Genomic DNA, 24,929 nt, shown 5'->3' with positions numbered 1-24,929 from the left:
GAAACAGGGGGAAGCCTCATCTGCTTCCCCTTGTTTATTACGGAGGTATACATATGGCAGGTAAATCTGTACCAAAGGTAAAACAGAAGCTGGACAAAAAAGATCTTGTGCTTTCTTTAGCGTTTCTTCTTCCGGCAATTTTAATAACTGTTATTTTTGTCATCTACCCTGTTTTTGATACTGTAGGCTTATCATTCCGTAAATGGAACGGTATGTTTGGTGCGGCAAGGCAATGGGTAGGATTTGAGAACTATCAGAAGATTTTTTCAGATAATCTGTTCTGGAATGCAATGCTCAACAGTGTGTACTTTATGATCGGTGGTTTCGTTATCCTGATGCCGCTTTCATTTGGACTTGCAATGCTGGTAACTGCAAAGATCAAGAGAACCGGATTCTTCAGAACCTGCTACTTCCTTCCAAATATGTTAGGAACAACAGCAGTAGCCCTGATGTGGACATTTATGTTAAATCCCAACTTTGGTATCTTTAATACCATTGAAAATATTTTCGGCCTTCATGGTGCGATCCCGGATGTGCTGACGATAAAGACTGTAAACGTCTGGATCGTTGTTCTGGTAAACGAATGGATGTATGCCGGATATAACATGCTGATCTTTGCAGCTGGTCTGGTGGCGATACCGGATGAGTTAAATGAGGCTGCAGCATTGGATGGTGCTACAGGATGGCAGAGGATCCGCTATATCATCCTTCCTCTGATGAAAAACTCCTTCAAGGTATTCTCTATTTTGTGTATTACAGGATGTCTGAAAGTATTCGATATCATCTGGGCAATGACAAGAGGAGGCCCGAACGATATCAGCTCCACACCTTCAATCATGCTTTATACACAGGGATTCTCCTATAAGCTGTTCGGACGAAGCAGCGCATACGGCGTTATTCTGTTAGTGCTGGGTATTGTGCTGAGTCTTGTGACCAATCATTTGTTCCGTGAAGATAAAGATCTTGCAATGTAGGCGGAAGGAGAAGAGACGATATGGAAAAAACAGCTAATAAACAGAAAATGCGCGGAGGAAGGATAGCACTGTACGTTATCGCAATCCTGTGGACAGTTGTTACACTGTTCCCGGTAGTAGTGACCGTACTGGCTTCCTTCAAAACAAACTCAGAGATTTACCTGAACCTGTTAAGCTTCCCTAAGAAGCTTATGTTCCAGAACTATATCAGCGCAAACAAAACAGCGGATGCATTGAATACCATCAAGAACTCACTGGTTGTAGCGACTCTGACAACTGTATTTAATACGGTAGTCGGAATGATGGCAGCATACATCTTATCAAGAAAAGATTACAAATTCCTGAAATGGATATATGTATTCTTTATGATCGGAGTAATGGTTCCGGTTCACTGTACACTGATCCCGATCAACAACATTGCAACAGCATTAAATACAAAGAACAACCTGTTCTTCCTGATCCTGATCTATGTTGCGTTTGGTATGTCCCAGGCGATCTTCCTTTATACAGGATTCATGGATGGAATTTCCAGGAACCTGGATGAGGCGGCGATCATTGACGGATGTAACAACTGGCAGCTGCTGTGGAAGATCCTTTTCCCTGTCTGCAAGCCGATCATCGCAACAGAGGCGATCTTCGTATTCATCTATGGATACAGTGAACTTGTATTCTCCATGATCCTGATGACAGATACCAAATATTTCACAGTTTCACGTGCGATGCTGAACTTCTCTTCCGCACATACACAGGAGATCGGAAGTCAGTTTGCATATGTAGTAATGTCCGTAATTCCGATGCTTATCATTTATATCGTGTTCCATAAACAGATTGAAAAAGGTATGCTTTCCGGAGCTATCAAAGGATGATGCTTTTAATCTAAACAGGAGGAAAAAATCATGTATCAGTTTGACAGAAAAGAATATGAAAAACGTATGGAGTGGTACCAGGATGCCCGTTTTGGAATGTTTATCCACTGGGGATTATATTCTATCCCTGCAAGAGGCGAGTGGGTACGAAGCATAGAGGAAATACCTGAGGAAGAATATCTTCCGTTTATGAAAGAATTTGATGCAAGAGACTACAATCCGAAGCAGTGGGCAAAAGAGGCCAAGGCTGCAGGTATGAAATATGTAGTCCTGACAGCGAAGCATCACGACGGCTTCTGCTTATTTGACAGTAAATACACAGATTACAAGGTAACAAATACACCGGCAGGAAGAGACCTGATCAAGGAGTATGTAGAGGCACTTCGTGAGGAAGGCCTTAAGGTTGGAATCTATTTCACACTGCTTGACTGGCATCATCCGGATTATCCGCATTACGGAGACCGTATCCATCCGATGAGAAACCACAAAGAGTGCGGAAATGAGAATCGTGATTTCTCACGTTATACAGAATATCTGTATAATCAGGTAGAAGAGATCTGTACAAACTACGGACAGATCGATATCATCTGGTTTGACTTCTCCTACGACGATATGAGAGGGGAAAAATGGGGCGCAACCAAGCTGATCAACATGGTGCGCAGCTTACAGCCGCAGGTTATCATCGATAACCGTCTGGAAGCCAGCGGAGAGGGAAGAGGATCCCTGTATGAGTGTGATCCGACACCGTACCATGGCGATTTCGTAAGCCCTGAGCAGATCATCCCGCCGGAAGGAATCTGCGATAAGGAAGGCAACCCGATGGTCTGGGAAGCATGCTTCACCATGAACAACAACTGGGGATACTGTGCAAACGATCATTATTACAAACCGGCTTCCATGCTGATCAAGAAGCTGGTAGAGTGTGTTTCCAAGGGTGGAAATATGATCCTGAACGTAGGACCGGATGCCAGGGGCAAATTCCCGAAGGAATCTTCTGCGATCCTGGCTGAGATCGGCCGCTGGATGGATAAAAATCATGACAGTATCTACGGCTGTGTACCGGCTGAAAACATTCCGAAGCCGGATTACGGACGTATCACCAGAAACGGAAACAAATACTATGTGCATATTTATGAGAATACACTGGGACCACTTCCGCTTCTGGGATTTGATAAGGATAAGATCGTGAAGGTGCGTGCGCTGGATGACGGACATGAGGTGCCGATCTCCAACGCATGGATGCACAGCGATTACCCGGATATCGCATTCGTTGATCTGGGACCTGACCCGGTACTTCCGGACCCGGTAGACTATGTTCTTGAAGTAGAGATGGCTGAGTAAAAAAACCGAATTAATAATAAAAAAGAACAACAGGAAAAGCAGGAGATATGTGAATCTCAGTTATCCGGTTGTTCTTTTTTACCATAGGGAGAAGGAAAAAGATTATGATCATTTATACAGGAAAAGATTACTATGACGTAAGCAGAAAAGCGGCAAACATCATGTCTGCACAGATCATTATGAAGCCAAATGCTGTTCTCGGACTTGCTACAGGCTCCACACCGGTGGGAATGTACAAGCAGCTGATCGAGTGGTACAAAAAAGGAGATCTGGACTTTTCGCAGATCACATCCGTAAATCTTGATGAATACAAAGGACTTTCCGGAGATAACGATCAGAGCTATCGTTATTTTATGAATACAAATCTGTTTGACCATGTAAATATCGATAAGGCAAGAACCTATGTGCCAAACGGACTGGAAGAGGACAGTGAGAAAGCCTGCGCGGATTACAATGAGATCATCCGCAGCGTGGGTGGTATCGATATGCAGCTTCTTGGAATCGGCGGAAATGGCCACATCGGCTTCAACGAGCCGGGTGCAGCATTTGAGAAGGAGACTCACTGCGTAGACCTTACGGAGAGCACCATCAAGGCAAATGCAAGATTCTTTGAGACTATGGATGATGTGCCGAAGCAGGCATATACCATGGGTATCAAAAACATCATGACTGCAAAGAAAATCCTTCTGGTCGCTACCGGAGAGACAAAGGCAGATGCTCTTTACAAATCTCTCTACGGACCGATCACGCCCAACGTGCCGGCATCTATCCTGCAGCTTCACCCGGATGTGACGATAGTGGCCGATGAAGGCGCTTTAAAGCTGATCCGTGAGAAGGGACTGCTGTAAGATAAATATCTGCCTGATCAAAAGAAAAAGCTTCGATCCAATTCTCATTGTGAGAAAGGACCGGAGCTTTTTTGATACTTTCCGGACGTATTTTGAGAACGTCCGGAAACATGCAGATGAAGGGATCAGCAGCTCCGAAATACCATTATGGCAATATGCACAAAACCTGTCGAACCATGGTGGATAAGTGAAAAACTTTCCAAGAAGTTTTCCACATGACAAAAATCCGCAAATCCGCCAATAATCAAGTTATGCACAAATTTATCCACATTATCCACAAGGATAATCATGTGGATGACCTGATTTACATAAATAAATTTAAACATATGTTTTGTGTAAAATGATAAAATTGTAAAAAATGGGAAAAAAGTTTTTAAAACTATTGACATTTTTAAATTCTAAATATCATAAAATTTATTGCAAAAAAGACATAATATAAAAGAATAAAAACAAATAATCAGATAATAATAAATGAATTCTTGAAAAACTAATCTATTTAAAAGGGAGACTATCGGATGTATGGAAATGAGGATAAAAAGGAACAGTGCCCAGTTAAAACGATCACTGCAAGGTGTTGAAAAGTCATTTTCAGGTGTGGATAAATGTGGATAACTAAAAAATCCTCCGCAGAACTGGAAAGATCTGCGGAGGATTTTTTTAACGGTTTTGTTTCATACGTTTGATCACCTTCAGACGTGTAAATTCTTCACGCTCTTTTTCTTCCAGAGCATTGGTGATATCTCTGGTGAGAGTTTCATATCTGGGGATGGTGATGTTTTTCAGCGCATTGGCACGCTTCTGGGTTTTTTTGATGTTGGTGGCAAGACGGATGGCGGCGTTTTCGATCATGGAGAGCTGGATGGACAGCTCCTTTACACGCTCGAAGGCTGCCTTGGCTTCGTCCAGGGACAGCTTGGTGCTGTAGTAGGCGTAGGTCGGCGTGTTGCCTGCTTTTTTGTCATATTCCACAAGAGGGATCTCGGTTCCCATGACACTCCTGGTTTTGATCCGGATGGAATCTTCCACAGGAACGGTATGAGAGATCTGGTCTACGAAAGCGATTCCAATTTCCATATTTGCCTTCTGAAGAGCCGCGTAAGCGGTACGGAAGGTCTCATCGATCTGGGACTGGATATCCTTTGCCTGATCGATCAGCTCCATCATTTCACGGATCAGGATATTACGCTTTTTGTCCATAAGCTCATAGCCCTGTCTGGAAAGAGCCAGAGAGTTTTTTGCAAGTATGAGATTTCCCTTGGTGGGAAAGGTATTCGGATCCATAAAATCACCTCACTAACGGACGGTTTCTCTGTAATACTGATCCAGAACTTTGGTATCGATACGGTCGAGCTCTTCTCTTGGAAGAAGGCCAAGAAGCTCCCATCCCTTATCCAGAGTCTCAATGATGCTTCGGTTCTCAGTCTCAGACTGTCCTACGAACTCAGCCTCGAATGCTTTACCAAATACAAGATACTGTTTATCCAGCGGAGAAAGCTCATCTTCACCGATAACGGATGCCAGAGCTCTTGCATCGCCTACCTTTGCGTAGCAGGAGAAGAGCTGGTTGGCAACATCCTGATGATCAGCACGTGTGAAGCCTTCACCGATACCGTCCTTCATCAGACGGGACAGGGATGGCAGAACATTGATTGGCGGATAGATCGCCTGACCGTGAAGCTGGCGGTCCAGTACGATCTGGCCTTCTGTGATATATCCGGTAAGGTCGGGGATCGGGTGTGTGATGTCGTCGTTTGGCATGGTCAGGATCGGGATCTGGGTTACAGAACCGGTGCCGCCACGGACGATTCCCGCACGCTCGTAAAGGGTTGCAAGCTCACTGTACAGATATCCGGGATAACCCTTTCGGGAAGGGATCTCACCCTTGGAGGAGGAAACCTCTCGCATGGCCTCACAGAAGGAGGTGATATCAGTCAGGATTACCAGGATATGCATGCCTTTTTCAAAAGCAAGATACTCAGCGGCAGTGAGGGCGATCTTCGGTGTCAGAAGACGCTCTACAACCGGATCGTTTGCAAGGTTCAAAAACATCACAACGTGGTCGGACGCACCGCTTTCTTCGAAGGTCCTGCGGAAGAATTCCGCTACGTCGTATTTCACACCCATTGCCGCAAAAACAATGGCGAATTTTTCATCGGAGTCTGCTCCCAGGGAAGCCTGCTGAACGATCTGTGCAGCCAGCTTATCATGTGGAAGACCGTTACCGGAAAAGATCGGCAGCTTCTGGCCGCGGATCAGTGTGGTCAGTCCGTCAATAGCGGAGATACCGGTGTTGATATAGTTTCGTGGATATTCACGGGTTACCGGATTCAGCGGAAGCCCGTTAATGTTCAGGCTGACCTCCGGTGTGATCTCGCCAAGCCCGTCAATGGGCTGGCCGATACCGTTAAAGGTACGTCCCAGGATCTCAGGAGAAAGCCCGATCTCCATAGGATGTCCGGTAAGACGTGTGTGTGTATTGCCGAGGGACATATTGTCAGTTCCCTCAAAAACCTGGATAACGGCCTTGTCCTCATAGATTTCCACGATACGGCCGATCTTTTGAGTGCCGTCCTCCATGTGGAATTCCACGATCTCCTCGTAAGATGCGTTTTTTACACCCTCAAGGACAACAAGAGGGCCGTTTATTTCACTCAGGCCAAGATATTCGATTGCCATAAACTGATCCCTCCTTTAACCGTTTCTTTCCAGTATATTGTCGTAGAAGCGGTCGATATCTTTGTGATATTCATCAAAACGCTCCAGTTCTTTATTTGGAACCTCGTATTTGATGGCGATGATACGTTCAAAGATCTTATCCTCCTTCAGCACGGAAACCGGCATGCCACGGTTTACAAGGGCACGGCATTTTTCGTAGAGATAGAGGATGGTTTCCATCATCAGGAACTGCTTTTCCATAGGAACACTGGTGTCTTCCTGATGAAAAGCGTTCTGCTGAAGGAATCCGAGACGGATCACTCTGGCAATCTCCAGTGTCAGTTTCTGGTCATCCGGAAGAACATCGCTTCCGATCAGCTTGACGATCTCCATAAGAGAGCTTTCCTGGTTGAGGATAGCCATGATCTTGTTTCTGTCATAAACGAATTTCGGGGAAACATGCTCTCTGTACCATGGAGTCAGGTCTTCCAGATATTCGCTGTAGCTGGTAAGCCACTGGATCGCAGGGAAGTGACGGGCATAGGCAAGTACCTTGTCCAGTCCCCAGAAGCAGCGGACAAATCGTTTCGTATTCTGTGTAACCGGTTCGGAGAAGTCACCACCCTGAGGGGAAACTGCACCGATAATAGATACGGAACCTTCTGTTCCGTTCAGGTTCTGCATCATTCCCGCACGCTCATAAAATGCGGAAAGCTTGGAAGCCAGGTAAGCCGGGAAACCTTCCTCTGCAGGCATCTCCTCCAGACGTCCGGAAAGCTCACGGAGAGCCTCAGCCCATCGGGATGTGGAATCTGCCATGATGGCTACGTCATAGCCCATATCGCGGTAATATTCCGCAAGTGTGACACCTGTATAGATAGAAGCTTCACGGGCTGCAACCGGCATGTTTGAAGTGTTGGCGATCAGTGTGGTACGGTCCATCATCAGGTTTCCGGATTTCGGGTCGATCAGTTTGCTGAAGTCCTCGAGAACCTGTGTCATCTCGTTTCCACGCTCGCCGCAGCCGATATAGATGATGATATCTGCGTCAGACCACTTGGCGATCTGGTGCTGTGTCATGGTTTTTCCTGTTCCGAATCCGCCGGGAACAGCAGCAGTGCCGCCCTTGGCAATCGGGAAAAGGGTATCCAGGATTCGCTGGCCCGTAAGGAGCGGAACGCTGGCCGGGAAACGCTTGTAGGTCGGTCTCGGAACACGGATCGGCCATTTCTGGGCAAGAGCCAGCTCTTTTTCAGTGCCGTCATCAAGACGGATGGTGGCAATAGGCTCCAGAACAGTGTAAGCACCGTCCGGAACTGCATGGATAACGGTTCCGTGCGGGATGTTTGGCGGAACCATGGATTTATGAAGGATGGAGGCGGTCTCCTGTGTTTCGGCGATCACAGTACCTGCGCCGATCACGTCTCCTTCTTTTACTGTGATGTGTGTTTTCCATTTTTTCTCAGTGTCAAGGGAATCAACACTGACACCGCGGGAAATATATTTTCCGGAGGCCTCTGCAATTTCTGCAAGAGGCCTCTGGATACCATCAAAAATATTGTGGATGATTCCCGGTCCAAGGAGAACGGAAATTGCGTCTCCTGTTCCGGTGACTGTTTCTCCGGGTTTCAGTCCTGTAGTTTCCTCAAAAACCTGTACAGTCGTCATATGTTTCTTAAGTCCGATGACCTCTCCTACAAGTTTCTCAGGGCCTACATAGACCATCTCGGAGATCTTGAAGCCGGTGTCGCCCTTGAGGTAGATAACAGGACCGTTGACACCGTAGATAATACCTGTTTTACTCATGTGCTGGACCTCCGTTGAATTTGAAATTTCTGTATGCTGCATCGTATCCTTCCTCAAAAGAATTGTCGATGAGGATGTTTTTCTCCGGGATCACAGCTTTGATTCCGCCGATAAAGGAATCTCCGGAAAGCCTCAGCGGAAACCCTGTCTTGATTGTAAGTGACTTCAGCCGGGGTTCATCTTCCCTGGAAAGATAGATCTGGATCTCATCGTGTTCTGCAAAGCATACAGCTTCTTCGATCTTGCTGCAAAGATATTCCTCATAACAGGAGGATTCCATAAATTTCAGGATCTGTTCTCTGACCTCTGAAAAAAGTTTCTCTTTTAAACGGCTCTGTCTGGCAGTCCAGTCACGGCGGATATTCAGCTGTTCGGCTGAAAGTGCCTTGTTGATCTCACGCCGGGCGTTTGCAATCTCGGCTTTCCGGGAACTGGCAGCGTTTTCCAGAGCCATTTTTTTATGTTCCTCCATTGCGGCATCCAGTGATTCTTTATGCTCCTGGACCTCTTTTTCCGCCTGGCGGCGGGCTTCTTCCACGGAGGTATCATAGAAGTGGGTGAGTTTTTCTTCGATTGTCATAATATCACCTGCCTATAATTTTAATCCGATGGCCTCATTCACGTATGAAGTGATGAAATCAGGCCTGCGGCCGGTACCGTGTCTGTCAGGAATTTCTATGATGAGAGGTGTTTTGTGATGGAGCTTTACATCGTCGATGATCTCAGGGAATTCCCGGCCGAATTTTTCGGTCAGGAGAATGATCCCGATTTCTTTGTCCGCGATAGTACGCTCCAGAGCTTCCTTCAGCTCATCGTGTTCATGGACAACAACACCTTCTACACCGGCCAGTCTCATTCCTGTCAGAGTATCAATATTGTCGCTGATCAGGTACATCTTCATATCAAAGTTTACCCAGGATCATGAAGGAGATGATCAGTCCATAAAGAGCAACACCTTCGGCAAGACCTACGAAGATAAGGGATTTACCAAGGATGCTCTGATCCTCACTGATTGCTCCAAGTGCTGCGCTTGCCGCACTGGCAACGGCAATACCACCACCGATACAGGAAAGTCCGGTAACGAGTGCTGCTGCGATGTAGCCCATACCTGTTGCAAGGCCTGCGTCAGCACCTGTTGCAGCCTGTACGGAAGCTCCGCCTGCGAATGTTACGGCGATGGCAACAAGCATGATTCCGAAGAAGAAAAATGCGTTTACGCCAAGAGCTGTTTTGTAGCGGCCACGGCTTTTTTCGCCGAGAAGATAATAACCGAATGGAAGAATGATACTGAGTACAAGTGCAACTGCGATTGTAATCTGTGTAATGACTGTCATGATGATGACCTCCTTAAACTTAAATAGTAATCGTTTTATTATTTATTCCTGGAGCAGAACGGCTCGAATTTACGTCCGCTGCCTTTGTAGAAACGGCTGAACATTTCGTAATATTCCAGACGGAGTACCTGGATACCTACGATCAGGCCCTCCATAGCGCATACGAAAAGGTTTCCGAGGATAATGACGATCCAGTTCGGACTGCCGTTCTCTGCGCCTGCAAGCATAAGCACAACCTCCATCATAGCTGCGTGGCTGACTGCAAAAGCACCGATACGCACGAAGGAGAGTGTATTGGAAAAGTAGCTCAGGATAACCTCGAACAGTTCGAAGACACCCTGTACGATAAACATGCCCTTTTCTTTTGGCATAACTTCGGCTTTTTTCTCAACCAGGTTGGTAAGCGGCTCCTTGAAGAAGATCAGAAGCAGCGGAACACCGAACATGATGGCAAGAACAGCTCCGCCGGGAACTGCATGACCGGAAACAAAAAGTCCGATGCAAAGTACTGCAGATCCGTAGAATACAAGTCCTGCCACAGCGTTGGTGTCGAACCAGGTTTTTTCAACGTCATGCATCTTAAGGGAATTGATGATGTTGAAAACCATGCACAGGAGGATGATTCCCATGCCAAAGCCGATGGCAACAATAAATACGGTATTCAGTTTTCCGATAAAAGGTATGGTCGTCATACTGTCTACAGGTCTTAGCCACAGAGCAGGTATGACATCTTCAAATCCAAAGATACTGCCGAACATCAGGCCGAAGAAGGTTGAGAAAACACCGGCACAGCTGATGATTCCGGCAAGGTCGATATGTTTCAGCCTGTACAGAAGGAAACCTCCGATAAAAAGCAGAAGTCCCTGTCCTGCATCACCGAACATGGCTCCGAAAATGAAGGAGTAGGTGATGGCAACGAACCAGGTTGGGTCCATCTCGCCATAAGCGGGAAGACCGTACATCTTGACATACATTTCAAATGGTTTGAAAAGCTTCGGGTTCTTCAGCTTCGTTGGCGGCTGATGGTTTGGATCATGTTCCGGTGATGTGGTATCTTCGCCGTCTACCAGGCAGAAGATCCGTTCATCTGATGCGATATCAGCCTGAAAAGCCCGTGTGTCAGATTCTGTCATCCAGCCACAGAGAATATAGAAATTCTCATGATTTCCGGTGCAGGCAGCAGCCTTGCGGACATCAAAGTTTCTGGAAAACTGATGTAGTGTATCTCTGGCAGAAACAATATCTCCGGCTCTGTCAGAGAGGAAACGCTGGCGTTTCTGCTTCTGGGCTTCCAGATGCTTCAATGCATCCTCGTACTGTTTGCTTACGCTGGAAAAAGCCTGCTGGGCTGTACCGGTGTAATTATCCGGTACAAAGATCTTCTCAAAGTGCATGGAAGAGTAGGCCGCATCAATCTTGTGAGCCTCATGCTTCGGTACAAAATAGACTCCCCAGACATACTGGTCATCTTCATCACATTTCAGGAAGATGGTGTTCAGGTTGTCGTAAATGTATTTCTTGAATTTTTCGTAATACTGTTTCTCAATACGTCCGAAATGAAAATGAATGTATTTCAGGTGCAGAATAGAGGAAATATCGTAATCAATATTTCGGAACGGACGTATGATCCGCAGGGATTCTTCCAGGGAGGAACATTTTTCTTCTAATTCAGTTTGTTCCTGCTGGAGCTGCTCCGATTGTCCACGGATCTCCTTCACTGTGGAAAGTGCTTTTTCAATACCGGTGCTTCGGTTGGAAGCAGCAGGAGGACTTTTCAGTTCTTCGTAAATGGTATTGATGGAATTAAGAGCATCTCTATACGGATTGACCTCAAGGAAAGGTGTCAGGCTTTCTACTGTGGTCAGTTCAGAGAGTGCGTTTTCCAGATGGATTTCGTACTTGCACAGGTAGGTGTTTACAACCCGGTCAATATCTGCTTTGGGACCGGTGATGCTCAGAAAATTCATTTTTTCAATCACGTTGCTACCTCCTGGTTATTAACCGTTGCGTATATAACGCAGGGATTGTTCTGGATCCACGCCATAGCGCACGCACTCAAGGGCAATGGTCAGACGGTTGACTTCATGTTCTTTATGATATAAATAGGAATAAATGACTGCTACGGAGTAAGGGTCCTTGCGTGCTTCCCGTTCCAGCACATTCCTGAGGATGTAGTTATAAAATTCCTCCAGGTTGGCTGCAGTCAGCTGCTCATATTTCTTACCATAGTAGGTTCCGGCAAAAATACGCTGGGCTTCTTCGTATGTGGGAGCTTCCACAAGTGCGGTGATCTCTTCTTTACGAAGCTTGTAGTTCATGGGAATCAGCAATGCATAGATTTCGGCTGGTTCCATGCGAAAACAGCGTTTGGATCGCTGGATGAACTGCAGGTTCAGCATATCAAATTTTTCGCCGTAGGCTTTCGTGATCTGAGCCAGATCATTGCCCTTGAAAAGTTTCTTCCGCATATTCCAGATCTGTGAAAAATATGAAAGATCAAGTGCCATGCCGAAGTCAAAAAGCGTGGCATTTCCCCGTTCGTTGACCTGAGACAGAGGAATGAAGAAATCATTTCCCTTTAGTGCGGCGACAAATTCATCCATATTGGCGCAGGCTGCAAGTCTGTCAATATCCAGTCTGGAATGCAGTCTGAAAAAATCGCGGTAAGGGGAAATATCTACGGGGTCAGTATCTCTGTGGTCGAAGAGATTCGTCATAATCTCTTTCAGGACACGGATCTCATAGCGTTTCGAGTAAAGAGTCAGGAACGTCCGCTGTTCCTGGTTTGCAAAGTGGTAAAGTCTTGAAAAATTCCGGAAGATAGATTTCTTCAGAAGTTTCTCTATCTGCCCTCGATGCAGATCATTCTCATCGAGACCAGACCAGATATTCTGATATTCCGGGGTTCGTTTCAGGTAGGCTGTTACCTGGGGGACATTGGGAAGCTGAACGATTTCTTCCAGCTGCTCATCTGTCACAAGCCTGCTTTGCATGGCACGGATCTTGGTAGAGAGTCCGCTGTATGAGAGGACAGTGCCCATTGAATCACTTCCTTTCCCTTCAGGTTTCGGTAATTCCTGTTATTTTCTGAAACAGCTCTTTGGAAAGAGTCTCGTGGTTGGCTTCGTAGTAGGCATCCAACCTGGATAGCTGGTCTTCTGTCTCTGCACGAAGCTGGGTGATCCGGGCGTCTTTCTCGCGGGCCAGATCTTCACGGATCTTCCGGATTTCGGCACTGGTTTTTGTTTCCAGGGATGCATCGAAATCTTTGATCTGTTTTTCGGCTTCTTCTGAGAGAGCTTGTTTCTGTCGCGCAGCGTCCTGCATGATAGCATTGGCTGTAGCTTCGATTTCCGAAAGCTTGTTTAGGATTTGTTCCATTGCGCCCTCCTTGTTTTGTTTATTGTCTATAATTGATTTTTATATGATACACCTTTTTTATGGTAAAAACAACTAAAATCATGTTAGTTTTTCTGCAAACTTTTGAGTGAAATGTAGGTAAACGGACATAAGGGCGGTTTGCTGTCGTCTTGTTGATGTTTTTTATTTTTTGCTTGCGGCAGGGTGGGGATTGCATGTATAGTTGAGTATTGAGAAGCATTGCAGCAGTTCTGTTAATTCATGGGATGGTACTACAGATGCTTTTGAGGACTGCGAAAGGTAGTTATCTGATTTATATATTATAGGAAGATTAATTTGGAGGTTATTTATGAGATTACGTAATATTCCCGGGGCGAAGGATGCGATTTTGGAGTGTGATTGGGTGATTGATGAGCCGGAGAGGTTTAAAGGGAAGTGGGAGAGCGTTTTTGGGGAAAAGAGGCCGCTTTTTCTTGAGGTTGGCATGGGGAAAGGCCGCTTTTTGATGGATATGGCGCGGCTGCATCCGGAGAGAAATTTTATAGGTATTGAAATGTATGACAGCGTGCTTCTTCGCGCTTTGCAGAAGAGGGAGGAGCTTGAGGAGCAGGGAGAGAGTTTTTCCAATCTGGTGTTTATCCGGGTGGATGCGAGATTACTGCCGGAGATTTTTGAAAAGGATGAGGTTGACGGAATCTATCTGAATTTCTCTGATCCGTGGCCGAAGGCAAGACATGCCAAAAGGAGACTTACTTCCAGAGAGTTTCTGGCCAGATATGAGCAGGTTTTGAAAAAAGATGGCGTTGTGGAATTTAAGACGGATAACAGGGGACTGTTCGAATTTTCTCTGGAAGAGGTTCGGGAGTCTGACTGGAACCTGGAGGTTTGTACCTTTGATCTCCATCATGATGAGGAACTGGTGAAGGGAAATGTGATGACAGAGTATGAAGAGAAGTTTTCTTCCATGGGCAACCCGATCTGTAAGATGGTAATGAAACAGAAATAGAGGAAGCAAGATGCAGGAGGATATCGGGCTGATCTGTAAACAGATCGGCCTGTTTTCATATAATAAAAAGAAGAAAAAAATTGAGTCAGGAAAAATTTAAAACTCTGCAGGAGCAGGGGCCTGACCAGCATGAATAAAAGGAGAAGCTAAAGCTTGAAAAAAAGAAAATCCAGCTCATTACGGCGAAATTTCAATATTGTAAACCGCAGTATCAAAAACCAGGCAGTCCGGATCAGAAATTCGCTGGCAGAAACAGAAAAAACACTGAACAAAATTGCATCAAATGAAGATATAAAAAATAAAAAAGAAAAAAATAAAAAAAATTAAAAAAAGGTGTTGACTTTACTCGAACCATAACGTATAATACAACATGTCTTGAGGAACGGAAGAAACGAAAGACAAACAATTAATAAGCGTCTTTAGCTCAGTTGGCAGAGCACCTGACTCTTAATCAGGGTGTCCAGGGTTCGAACCCCTGAAGACGCACTAAAGGCACTGTTTTTGCAGATGTAGAGCTGCGGGGACGGTGTTTTTTGTTGTTTAAACCTTATAAGAGAAGAATAGAAATCCCCCCCTGTACTCGGATAAAGTTTGGGGTGTTTTTTTTATGTGAAAATTATTTTAGAGAAAATCTCACGAAAAAAAGGAGGGCCGGGTCTTGGAACGGACCCGGCAGAGTATGAAAAGAAAAATAAGTAATGATCTATAAGATGAAAAAGCTTTGTGCTTTATTTGCTTAATAATATACCGCCAAAATGTGATGGAACTGTGAGAAGCATTTTAAAAATCTGTGAGAAAAATCTAAAGATCCTATAAATTTCAGGAATGTTTGTCTGGACTGATCTGTAAATGAACAGGAAACGATCAAAAATCCAGAAAAATCCCGGAGTACAAAAAATATATTAAAAATAATAAGGACATTTCCATAACCATCCTGTATAATAAATCATATTATAAAAAATCTGAATTGGAAACGGCAGCATGATCAAGCTGGCATTTGACTGTATTCAGAGAAATAGGGAGGAAACTGATTATGGAGAGAGTGTTTGGGGCGATCAACGGTGTGTTCAGCTTTATCGGTCCGTTATCTGATTTTTTGTGGGAATTTCCCACGAATTTTGGCTGGTACAGCAGTATTCCGATTCTGGGGAATATATCATTTGCGATCATACTACTTCTTGGATCCGGCGTTTTTTTCAGTTTCAGGATTGGTTTTATGCAGGTGACTTACTTTAAAAAAGGAATTAGAACCATGACGGAAAAACGTGTTGTGGAAACGGGAATTTCCCCGCTGGCATCGTTTTTCCTGAGTTCGGCCATGCGTGTAGGTCCCGGAAACATTCTGGGCGTAACAGGTGCTATTGCAGCAGGCGGTCCGGGTGCGTTGTTCTGGATGTGGATCTCCGCATTTTTCGGAATGGCAGTTGCATACATGGAAGGCGTGCTTGCCCAGATTTTTAAAGAGAAGAAAGATGATGAATTCGTAGGAGGACTTCCCTTCTATGGAAGGAAACTTCTCGGAAACAAAGTATGGATCGGGATTTTTCTTTCTGTACTGTATATTCTGTATGCACTTTGCTGTCTGCCTGCACAGGGATTCAATGTTGTTTCCTCTGTGGGACGTATGGCAGAGATCATAACAGGGAAGACTATTGTAAGCGGATCAGCCTTCTATTATATAGTAGGAACTATCATCGTAATCCTTACAGCAGCTATCGCATTTGGCGGAATCAAAAAAGTATCCAGATGGACAGATATGATGGTCCCGGTAATGGCAGTGCTCTATATGGTAGTAGTGTTACTTCTTATTATATTGAATTTTACCCGGATTCCGTACTTTTTCGGAAGTGTGTTTGCAGGTGCCTTTAAACCGGAGGCATTCTTTGGAGGTGTTTTTGGAACTGTACTTGCACAGGGAGTAAAACGAGGCCTGATGTCAAATGAGGCCGGACAGGGAACGATTACCATGTCAGCGGCAGCAGCTGACGCAAAGCATCCATGCGAGCAGGGCGTGATCGCTTCTCTGGGAGTTTTTCTTGATACTATTGTGATCTGTACGCTTACCGGATTTGTGGTAGTTATGGCACATTGCTGGACAGGAGCAGATGCGGAAGCCTGGCAGGCATTGGATAAACTTCCTAAATATACAGAATCCATCGCTGTTCTCACACCAGGAACTGCGATGAACGGAATTGTTACTTTCCTTGTAACCTTATGTTTCTGCCTGTTTGCATTTACCTGTCTGCTTGGAATGATCAGCTTTTCCGAGATCGCGGCAAACCGTATCCGCAAGGATAAGATATGTATTAATTTTGTACGCTGCATCGGACTTTTTGTTGCAGGATTTGGAATCCTGTGCAATATTGCAGGACTGGAACTTGGAAACCTCTGGGCGTTTTCCGATCTGGGAAATATCCTGATCGTATATTTCAATGTTCCGATCGTGTATGTTGGTGCGAAATATGTTTTCCGTGCCACAAGACATTACAAAAAGAATGACGGAACCCCCTTCACCTCAGAAATAATCGGCAGAAATGACTGTACTTACTGGGATGAACGTGCAAAGAAAAAATAATAAAATAACAGATCCCCTCATTGCAGAATGTGTCTGTAGTGAGGGGATTTCTGCGTTTTTCCTTTTTGTTTGTAACATAGTAAAAAGATGTGTTATACTTAACCCTAAAGTGAACATGTGGAGAAATAATTATGCGAGCAAAGGATAAAGAACAGGGGATAGATTTTGTTATTGCCTGGGTTGATGGAAATGATCCGGAATGGCAGGAAGAAAAGAAAAACACCAGAATACAAAAAGGAATTTTCAGTGTGGATGACAGAAAGGAACGTTATCGGGATTGGGATAATCTGCATTATTGGTTCCGTGGAGTTGAGAAGTATGCACCGTGGGTAAGGAAAATCCATTTTGTTACCTTGGGGCATATCCCGGCATGGCTGGATACAGCGAATCCTAAACTGAATATTGTCAGACACGAAGATTTTATTCCCGGAGAATTCCGCCCTACATTTAACTCCCATACTATTGAATGGAATTTTCATAGAATTCCAGATTTATCAGAAAATTTTGTGTATTTTAATGATGATATGTTTTTATTAAAACCGATAACTGCTGAAGCCTTTTTCAGAAACGGCAGGCCGGTAGATATGATGGCTCTTCAACCGGATGTTGCCAATGCAGATGATGAAGTCATGCCATATATTTATCTGAATAACGCCATGCTCCTGGCGAAATATTTCGATAAACGGGATAATATGAAGAAGCAGCCCGGGGCATATTTTCATATAGGGTATCCGCCGATGTATTTCTTTTACAATATGCTGGAGATCGCTTTTCCCCGGTTCACTGGATTCTATACAGTACATGGCCCGTCACCGCTTAAGAAGAGTACTTATGAAAAACTGTGGCAGCTGGAACCGGAACTGCTGGAAAACGTGTGCAGACATCCGTTCCGGCATAAAGAAGATGTTAATCAGTATGTGCTGAGAGAATATCAGAAGCTCAGCGGAGATTTTTTTCCGGAGAATATACAGAAATTCTGCGGATACTATGATGTAGAAGAAACCAACGAAAAACTGATACAGACCATTACCGGGCATAAGAAAAAAATGATCTGCATCAATGACAGCAATCACGAAATTGATTTCGAAAAAGCCAAAGAAGAAATCAATAACGCGCTGGATCAGATTCTTCCGGAAAAATCAGAATTCGAACGCAAATTATAAACAGCAGGAAGAGAGGTTATTAACAGTTAAATATAAATTATAAAATCATATAAGTACATGTTGAGTTTTATAAGATATTAGAGCAGAATATTATTGAAAGGAGTTGATGCTTTGAGTAAATATTATTCTATACATGAATTTTCAAAAATTATAGGCGTATCCGCCCAGACATTACGAAATTGGGATGCCTATGGAAAACTTCATCCGCATCATACTACAATAAGCGGCTATAGATATTATTCTGACGAGCAACTCAACCAGGTAATAAATGTAAAGCCTAAAAATCGCATTACAATTGGATATTGTCGCGTTTCCAGCCATAGACAGAAAGATGATCTGGAACGACAGATTGATAATACTGAAAAATCCGAACAGCAGGAACTTGTTGAAGATCTGGTTCAGATAATCACAGTATTCAGTTGCAAATTACAAGGAAAACGAGCGAATAAAGCCAAGAAACTTATCCGGGAACTGATACAGGAGGAAGCAGATGGTAAAAGCCATAAAAGTAATGTTGATACCAAACAATATACAGAAAACTAAGATGTTTCAGTACGCAGGTGCTTCAAGATTTGCTTATAACTGGGCTTTGGCCAGGGAGATAGAAAACTATGAAAAAGGCGGAAAATTCATTTCAGATGCAGAACTCAGAAAAGAATTTACAAAGCTTAGACATTCTGATGAATACGCATGGTTATTGAGTATTTCAAATAATGTAACCAAACAGGCAATCAAAGATGCCTGTATTGCTTATAAGAACTTTTTCAAAGGTTTGCAAAAATATCCGAGGTTTAAGTCTAAAAAGAAATCAACACCGAAGTTCTATCAGGATAATATTAAGATACAATTCAGCAATACTCATGTTAAGTTTGAAGGATTTTCTTCGAGCAGGAAAAGAAATAAACAAAAACTAAATTGGGTAAGACTTGCAGAGCATGGTCGTATTCCTACAGATGCTAAATATATGAATCCGCGAATATCCTTTGACGGATTGAACTGGTGGATCAGCGTATGTGTGGAATTTCCTGATTGCATAGAAAAACTTAATGATGATGGAATTGGTATAGATCTAGGAATCAAAGATCTGGCTATTTGCTCTGATGGAGCTAAGTATAAGAACATCAATAAAAGTCAGAAAGTAAAGAAACTAGAAAAACAGAAACGCAGATTACAGCGTAGTATCTCTCGCTCTTACGAGAAAAATAAGAAAGCTTCCTGTATACTTTAAATAGGGCAAGAGATTGACACAAAAAAATACCTCAAGTAAATTTGGATTATTACTGACTTGGCCGGTTGGTAAAATCCAGAGAATACAAGAGGTATCTAACATGAATCTTAACGGCACAAAGAAGAAAAATCAAGTATCAAATGCAAATATTTTTGAACAGCAGGAGCTTCTGAAGAAAATCGAGGTGGTCAGAGAAAATTTAACAGCTTCAACCTGGCATGAGTTGGAAACCAAAGGGAAGTTCGATAAGAATGCAAAACTCAGTTTTATCTGTGATGACATGCTTATTTTAGGATGCGATGTAGGCAGTGAAACACACTATCTGAGGGCAATTGACACCAGAGGCAGAGAACTCAGTAAGTCCGCTTTTTCATTCAGCAATAATGCAGATGGATTTAGCAAGGCAAAGGAATGGGCAGTAAAGATAGCAGCCGAATACGATAAAAAACAGATTGTTCTTGGTCTTGAACCAACCGGCCATTACTGGTTCTGCCTTGCGACCTGGATGATCTCAAATGGGATCAGTGTAGTTCAGGTAAATCCGTATGCAGTAAAGCAGACAAAAGAACTTGAGGATAACAGCCAGCTGAAAGATGATACAAAAGATCCTAAGCTGATTGCAAATCTTGTAAAAGATGGAAACTTTGGAATGCCTTATCTTCCAGAGCAGCTTTATGCAGATCTGCGACGGTTATCCATGTTTCGTGATCAGCTGAATGAGGACAGGATCCGGTCGATCAACCGACTGCACCGGGAACTGAAAATATATTTTCCAGAGTACAAAGAAGCACTTGGAAAAACAGAAGGCACATTCAGCCTTGAACTGTTGAAGCAGGCACCATTTCCGGATGATCTGGCAGCTTTGAAAGAAGACGGAATCAGGCAGATCTGGCATAATGCGAAACTTAGAGGACGCGGGTATAGCAGAGCTGGAGAAATCTTGGAGTACGCCAAGGCGAGTGTTGGCATCCGTGAAGGAAAAGAAACAGGGAAACTGGTTGTACAGTGGTTTGTTCAAAAAATCCTGGAACTGGATGAGGAGCTTGCATTGATAGAAACGCAGATTAATCAGAAATGTCTGGAAATTCCCCATACGGATAAAGTTTTGGAGATATGTGGAATCGGGGAGAATACCCTATCCGGTATGGTGGCAGAAATGGGAGATATTTCCAGATTTGACGATGTAAAGGAGATCCAGAAATTAAGCGGACTTGGGCTTGTGGCAAGCAGTTCCGGCAAGCATAAGGGTGAAACCAGGATCAGTCACAGAGGGCGTAAGCGCCTCAGATATTGGCTGTTTCAGGCGGCAAAATCAGCTGTAGCACATGCGGAAGAATTCAAGAAATTGCATGTCTATTATACGACCAGGGAGCAGAATCCACTGAAAAAGATGCAGTCATTAATAGCAATCGCCTGCAAACTCCTCAGGATTATTTTTACGATTTTGAAGAAGGGAATCAAGTATGATCCCCGGAAGATGTTAAAAGATATCCGGCGGGAATCCAGGCAGGAAAGCCTGGCTGCATAAGAAGTATAAAGCAAAGCAGTATTCCAGAATCCTGCTGAGGTTCAGAAACTTCTGAAATTGAGCAGGGTTCTGGAAAAGAACCTGTTGACCCAGATCCATGGAACGTGGATCATAACGAAACGACTGGTTGAGAGATGCAGGGTAAGCGTCCGCGGGAAACCGCACCTTGCAGAATCATAAGGTCAGTAAGAATCAAACGACAAACAAGAGCTGTAGCTTGCGGTAGTTCACTCCATAGGGCACGACCCTGTTAGAAAGCTTGGCAAGCACTCGGTGTATGAACAGGTGGGACGAAGGAAGTTGGGACAGGATCCCATTAGACACGGAAGGTTCACCCTCATAGCTAACAGAGGATTATAGCCTTAAAAAGCCCCATTACCAGGACGCTTTATAAGCTATACCCTTTTATGGCTGTTCAGTACAGGATACGATGACTGTCGTACACCTTTAGCTCTGTTTTGAGAGGTAATATTTAAAGAAAAAGCCCGTAAAATCAATACTTTAGGGCTTGACATTATAGGAAGGAGAAAGTTACTGCAAAACAAATAATGTAATCAAAAAGGAAAAACTTTTATTAAAACGAAATCACAGATTAACAAATATCCGTAAGAACTATTTGAATCAGACTACATCTGAAATTGTAAATCGAAAACCAAGATTTATTTGTATTGAAGATTTGAATGTTAGTGGAATGATGAAAAATAGACATTTATCAAAAGCAGTTCAAAACCAGGGTTTTTTTGAGTTTAGAAAGCAGCTTGAACACAAGTGCAGCGATAAAGGGATCCAGCTTATTGTGGCTGATCGGTTTTATTCATCATCAAAGCTTTGCAGTTGTTGTGGAAATATTAAAAAAGACTTGAAATTATCTGACAGGATTTATAAATGTGATTGTGGAAATGTCATTGATAGAGATTTACAGGCATCTATAAATCTCAAGGCTTATGGAGAAAGATTTGCAAGCTAACACTAAAACGTTAGTGCAAATATGTACGGGTACGTTAATCCGGAATTTACGCCTATGGAGAGTACAAGAACTTGTGAGTAGATAGATATTTATATCATCAAAAGCATACTCGTTGAAGTAGGAATGAAACATAGAAGTTTATAACTTTTTATAAGTTTTCAGTAACGGCATAAAGATGAATATTCTGTTGGTGGGCGGCTCCTGCAGCCTGATGGACAGCATGATCCTGAAGCTCCGGAAAGAGGGACACAGGGTTTTTTTGCTGACCGGAGATAAATACAGACATAATAAATATCAGAAAGTATTTGAAAGATATGACTTCGCCTATGACTGCGAAAATCTCAACGATATTCTGGAAAGTGTCAATGCAGACGTGACCGTTCTTATGGGGGCATTTGATACCAATTACCGCTGGAATGGGGAGGAAAGAGAAACCGTGCATTTTATTTCTCATCTGGTAAATATTCTGGTAGCTTATTCTATGGCAAATAAGAAGCGGCTGATCTTTCTTTCTTCAGATGAAATTTATAATGGAAATTATAAGGATGATATAGAAGAGGAAGAAAAATTTTCCGGAATTGGGATCCGGGCAGATGCCTTGTCCCAGGCTGAGGAAATCTGTGAGAATTTCAGGATAAACCGGGGGCTGGATATCGTGACCCTGCGCCTGGATCATCTCTACAGCATTCCCAAAGAGAAAAAAGACATAAATAACATCTGCGCCCGGATGTGTCTGGACTGTCTGCGTGACGGGCATATCAAGGCAAAAGCAGATCATGTTTTTTCTCTTCTTTATGAGAAAGATGCAGTGGAATATATTTATCAGCTTATAAAAAATACAAAGCACGAACGCAGTCGGTACAATCTTTCTTCCAATGATGTGATCAGTGAGGTGGAGCTTGCTGCAAAGGTCCAGGAAGCCATGGGAACAGAATCCAACATTGCAGTGTTCTCAGACAGCAATGGAAGGTGCGTCTTGTCAGGAAGACGTTTTGAACAGGAATACGGTGTTCATGCATTTGGAAATCTGGAAAAAAATATCAAGGATATGGCTGCTTACATGCAGCGGCATAAAAATGTTTTTCTGAATGAAGATGAGCTGAAGCTTCCCTGGTGGAAGGTTCTTATCGAGAAATGGAGATGGCTGATCAAAGTGCTTTTCCCGTTTTTCGAAAACATGGTCTGCTTTATTCCGTTTTTTATGATGAATAACCGGACTGTAGGAAGCGAGTATTTTGCAAATCTTGATCCGTTCCTTTTGTATGTGCTGCTTTTTGCCATTGTGTACGGACAGCAGCAGGCTACTTTTTCTGCAATACTGGCGGTTGCAGGATATATGTTCCGGCAGATGTATACGCGAAGCGGATTTGAGGTACTTGTGGATTACAATACCTATGTGTGGATTGCTCAGCTGTTTATCCTGGGACTTGTTGTAGGATATATGCGTGACCAGATCCGTACCATGCGTCTGGAGAGCCAGGAACTGGAGGAACATTTGAGCAGGCAGATTACAGATATCCGCGATATCAACGAGAGTAATGTCCGTGTAAAAGAAATCATGGAACAGCAGCTGATCGACCATAAAGACAGTATCGGTAAGATCTACAGCATCACAGCAGGACTGGAACAGCGTATGCCCGATGAAGTTATTTTCTATGCGGTAGAAATGCTGGAGAAGCTGATGCAGACCAAGGATGTAGCTCTTTATAATGTAGTCAACAGAGATTACGCCCGTATTTTTTCCGCAAGCTCAGATAAGGCAAGAAGTCTTGGAAACTCTATCCGTTATAAGGAAATGACGGAGATATACGATGCCCTGACTGAGCAGAAGGTATATATCAACAAAAATATGGACGAGCGTTACCCGCTGATGGCCAGAGGAATTTATGAGGGCGGCGGGGTTCAGATGATCATCATGCTCTGGGGATTAAGCTGGGAAAAAATGACTCTTGGCCAGGCAAATTTTTTAACTGTTGTCAGCTATCTGATCCAGAACGCGATGCTCCGTGCACAGAGATATATGCAGGCACTGGAAGATCAGCGTTACAGCCGGGATTCTGAAATTCTGGAGCCGGATGCTTTTGAATCCCTGGTACAGGCTTATATGAATGCAGAGAGTAAGAACCTGGTGGAATGTGTGCTTGTAAAAGTGGATATCCCAAAGGAACAGTACCGTGAGATCGATGAGCATATGTCAGGACAGTTGCGAGACAGCGATTATCTGGGAATCATGCCGGATGGAAATCTTTATATCCTGCTTACAAACACAACAAGAGAAAGTGCTGTGATCGTACAGGAACGATTTGAGAAAAACGGTTATAAAACAGAATGTGTGGAGAAGATGGCAGTATGTCACAAAGAATGAAATTATTTATTTTTCTGCTGATCATAAACTTAATTGTTATCGTGATCTATCTGGTCTGGAATCATATCCGGAGAAAAGAAAATCTCCGGAGTGTCTGGATGAAGGCGGTCATGATGTTTCTGTGTCCTGTAGTCGGGCCTGTGTTTGTGCTGTTTTCTTTTATCCTGTTTAAATTGTTTTCATCACAGGGAATGGATCTTTCGGATGTTGTGTTCAGTAAGGACAGAACAGAGAATTTCCTGCGTCCGGACGAAGAAATGGAGCGAAATATGGTATCTCTTGAAGAAGCACTGGAAGTTACAGACAAAAAAAGTCTCCGTACTCTGATGCTGAATGTGATCAGAGGAGATTACCAGAATTCCCTGTCCTCTATTAACCTGGCATTGAACAGTGAGGATTCTGAGACTGCTCATTATGCAGCATCCATTCTCCAGGACGTGCTGAATAATTTCCGAAGCCAGGTACAGGAAAAATATCTTCTGTGCCAGGAAGAAAACGGGCAGCAGGTTGAAAATTGCGTGAATCTTGTGGAGTATATGAATCCCATCCTGGAACAGAAGGTACTCACAGATATTGAGCAGAAATCCATGACAGATAAGATGCAGGAAGTCCTGCAGAAAGCATGGGATCTGGACAAGATCAGGATCAGCAGCACAGTCTACGAAAAAGTCTGCCAGCGTCTGCTGGAAATCAAAGACTACGAAAAATGTACACTGTGGTGCGACAGAGCCATGGAACAGTATCCAAGAGTTCTTTCCAGTTACACCTGCCAGTTGAAGCTCTGTTTCTCCTGCGGAAACAAAGAGAAATTTTTCCAGGTCATGCAGGAATTAAGAAGTTCGGATATTATTATTGATAATGAGACACTTGAAATGATCAGAACGTTTATGTAGAAATAAAAGGGTGAACAGAT

At 43.7% G+C, this 24,929-nt stretch carries 21 protein-coding genes, 1 tRNA gene and 1 pseudogene; 14 read left to right on the top strand and 9 right to left on the bottom strand.

The features are described 5' to 3' along the window. The first annotated feature begins 53 nt into the window (after nucleotides 1-53). The 4 genes from V9W66_RS07930 to nagB all read left to right on the top strand — a co-directional run bounded on the left by V9W66_RS07930 (nucleotide 54) and on the right by nagB (nucleotide 4,029). Nucleotides 54-974 carry a carbohydrate ABC transporter permease gene (locus V9W66_RS07930; protein WP_144095029.1) on the top strand — a complete coding sequence of 307 codons (921 nt, stop codon included), beginning with the start codon at nucleotides 54-56 and terminating at the stop codon, nucleotides 972-974. 20 nt (nucleotides 975-994) lie between these two features. Then, nucleotides 995-1,840 (top strand): carbohydrate ABC transporter permease, encoded by an 846-nt coding sequence (locus V9W66_RS07925; RefSeq protein WP_243121808.1) that lies wholly within the window; start codon nucleotides 995-997, stop codon nucleotides 1,838-1,840. A gap of 30 nt (nucleotides 1,841-1,870) precedes the next feature. After that, nucleotides 1,871-3,181, top strand: coding sequence for an alpha-L-fucosidase (locus tag V9W66_RS07920; RefSeq protein ID WP_144095031.1), 1,311 nt, complete (start codon nucleotides 1,871-1,873; stop codon nucleotides 3,179-3,181). A gap of 104 nt (nucleotides 3,182-3,285) precedes the next feature. After that, nucleotides 3,286-4,029 (top strand): glucosamine-6-phosphate deaminase, encoded by a 744-nt coding sequence (gene nagB, locus V9W66_RS07915; RefSeq protein ID WP_144095033.1) that lies wholly within the window; start codon nucleotides 3,286-3,288, stop codon nucleotides 4,027-4,029. A 657-nt stretch (nucleotides 4,030-4,686) separates the two neighbouring features. Here nagB and V9W66_RS07910 read toward each other — a convergent pair. Genes V9W66_RS07910 through V9W66_RS07870 form a run of 9 tightly spaced genes read right to left on the bottom strand, consistent with a single transcriptional unit; the run spans nucleotide 4,687 to nucleotide 13,205 of the window. Then, on the bottom strand, nucleotides 4,687-5,310 hold the full coding sequence (locus V9W66_RS07910) for a V-type ATP synthase subunit D (RefSeq protein WP_144095035.1): 624 nt from the start codon (nucleotides 5,308-5,310) through the stop codon (nucleotides 4,687-4,689). Nucleotides 5,311-5,322: 12 nt separating this feature from the next. Further along, nucleotides 5,323-6,705 carry a V-type ATP synthase subunit B gene (locus V9W66_RS07905; protein WP_015525388.1) on the bottom strand — a complete coding sequence of 461 codons (1,383 nt, stop codon included), beginning with the start codon at nucleotides 6,703-6,705 and terminating at the stop codon, nucleotides 5,323-5,325. Between the two features lie 15 nt (nucleotides 6,706-6,720). Continuing rightward, nucleotides 6,721-8,490: a V-type ATP synthase subunit A gene (locus V9W66_RS07900; protein ID WP_144095037.1), complete on the bottom strand. Its 1,770-nt coding sequence runs from the start codon at nucleotides 8,488-8,490 to the stop codon at nucleotides 6,721-6,723. Further along, nucleotides 8,483-9,070, bottom strand: a complete 588-nt coding sequence (locus V9W66_RS07895; protein ID WP_144095039.1) for a V-type ATP synthase subunit E — start codon at nucleotides 9,068-9,070, stop codon at nucleotides 8,483-8,485. Before V9W66_RS07895 ends, V9W66_RS07900 begins: the two co-directional genes overlap by 8 nt. Before the next feature lie 12 nt (nucleotides 9,071-9,082). Continuing rightward, a complete protein-coding gene (locus tag V9W66_RS07890) occupies nucleotides 9,083-9,391 on the bottom strand; it encodes a V-type ATP synthase subunit F (RefSeq protein ID WP_119239433.1) in 309 nt (102 codons plus the stop codon). Between the two features lies 1 nt (nucleotide 9,392). After that, a complete protein-coding gene (locus V9W66_RS07885) occupies nucleotides 9,393-9,824 on the bottom strand; it encodes an ATP synthase subunit C (RefSeq protein WP_015525392.1) in 432 nt (143 codons plus the stop codon). A 38-nt stretch (nucleotides 9,825-9,862) separates the two neighbouring features. Beyond that, on the bottom strand, nucleotides 9,863-11,803 hold the full coding sequence (locus V9W66_RS07880; RefSeq protein ID WP_144095041.1) for a V-type ATP synthase subunit I: 1,941 nt from the start codon (nucleotides 11,801-11,803) through the stop codon (nucleotides 9,863-9,865). Nucleotides 11,804-11,821: 18 nt separating this feature from the next. Beyond that, nucleotides 11,822-12,865: a V0D/AC39 family V-type ATPase subunit gene (locus V9W66_RS07875; RefSeq protein ID WP_144095043.1), complete on the bottom strand. Its 1,044-nt coding sequence runs from the start codon at nucleotides 12,863-12,865 to the stop codon at nucleotides 11,822-11,824. A gap of 19 nt (nucleotides 12,866-12,884) precedes the next feature. Continuing rightward, nucleotides 12,885-13,205 carry a hypothetical protein gene (locus V9W66_RS07870; protein WP_119239435.1) on the bottom strand — a complete coding sequence of 107 codons (321 nt, stop codon included), beginning with the start codon at nucleotides 13,203-13,205 and terminating at the stop codon, nucleotides 12,885-12,887. A 328-nt stretch (nucleotides 13,206-13,533) separates the two neighbouring features. Between V9W66_RS07870 and trmB the strand changes: the two genes are divergently transcribed. The 10 genes and pseudogenes from trmB (at nucleotide 13,534) to V9W66_RS07820 (ending at nucleotide 24,909) form a co-directional block, all read left to right on the top strand. Further along, a complete protein-coding gene (gene trmB, locus V9W66_RS07865) occupies nucleotides 13,534-14,190 on the top strand; it encodes a tRNA (guanosine(46)-N7)-methyltransferase TrmB (protein ID WP_144095045.1) in 657 nt (218 codons plus the stop codon). Between the two features lie 413 nt (nucleotides 14,191-14,603). Then, nucleotides 14,604-14,676, top strand: a tRNA-Lys gene (locus V9W66_RS07860). A gap of 547 nt (nucleotides 14,677-15,223) precedes the next feature. Further along, entirely contained in the window at nucleotides 15,224-16,765 is a 1,542-nt protein-coding gene (locus V9W66_RS07855; protein ID WP_144095047.1) for an alanine/glycine:cation symporter family protein, read from the top strand. 131 nt (nucleotides 16,766-16,896) lie between these two features. Next, the gene (locus V9W66_RS07850; protein WP_144095049.1) at nucleotides 16,897-17,928 is read left to right on the top strand and encodes a Stealth CR1 domain-containing protein; all 1,032 of its coding nucleotides are present in this window, start codon (nucleotides 16,897-16,899) and stop codon (nucleotides 17,926-17,928) included. A gap of 111 nt (nucleotides 17,929-18,039) precedes the next feature. Next, nucleotides 18,040-18,471 carry a MerR family DNA-binding transcriptional regulator gene (locus tag V9W66_RS07845; protein ID WP_144100494.1) on the top strand — a complete coding sequence of 144 codons (432 nt, stop codon included), beginning with the start codon at nucleotides 18,040-18,042 and terminating at the stop codon, nucleotides 18,469-18,471. Continuing rightward, nucleotides 18,419-19,156: an RNA-guided endonuclease InsQ/TnpB family protein gene (locus V9W66_RS07840; protein WP_144100492.1), complete on the top strand. Its 738-nt coding sequence runs from the start codon at nucleotides 18,419-18,421 to the stop codon at nucleotides 19,154-19,156. The genes V9W66_RS07845 and V9W66_RS07840 overlap by 53 nt, the downstream gene beginning before the upstream one ends. Nucleotides 19,157-19,256: 100 nt before the next feature. After that, nucleotides 19,257-20,684, top strand: a complete 1,428-nt coding sequence (locus tag V9W66_RS07835) for an IS110 family transposase (protein WP_144096022.1) — start codon at nucleotides 19,257-19,259, stop codon at nucleotides 20,682-20,684. Between the two features lie 520 nt (nucleotides 20,685-21,204). Then, a pseudogene (locus V9W66_RS07830) lies at nucleotides 21,205-21,651 on the top strand (RNA-guided endonuclease InsQ/TnpB family protein); the annotation flags it as partial. A gap of 175 nt (nucleotides 21,652-21,826) precedes the next feature. Then, nucleotides 21,827-24,016, top strand: coding sequence for an NAD-dependent epimerase/dehydratase family protein (locus tag V9W66_RS07825; RefSeq protein ID WP_144093190.1), 2,190 nt, complete (start codon nucleotides 21,827-21,829; stop codon nucleotides 24,014-24,016). Then, nucleotides 24,001-24,909, top strand: coding sequence for a hypothetical protein (locus V9W66_RS07820; RefSeq protein WP_243121611.1), 909 nt, complete (start codon nucleotides 24,001-24,003; stop codon nucleotides 24,907-24,909). The genes V9W66_RS07825 and V9W66_RS07820 overlap by 16 nt, the downstream gene beginning before the upstream one ends. Nucleotides 24,910-24,929: the final 20 nt, after the last annotated feature.

Origin of the sequence: Blautia massiliensis (ex Durand et al. 2017), from assembly GCF_051861785.1 — a bacterium.
Lineage (GTDB): Bacteria > Bacillota > Clostridia > Lachnospirales > Lachnospiraceae > Blautia_A > Blautia_A luti_A.
This window is presented reverse-complemented; position numbering and strand designations above follow the sequence as displayed.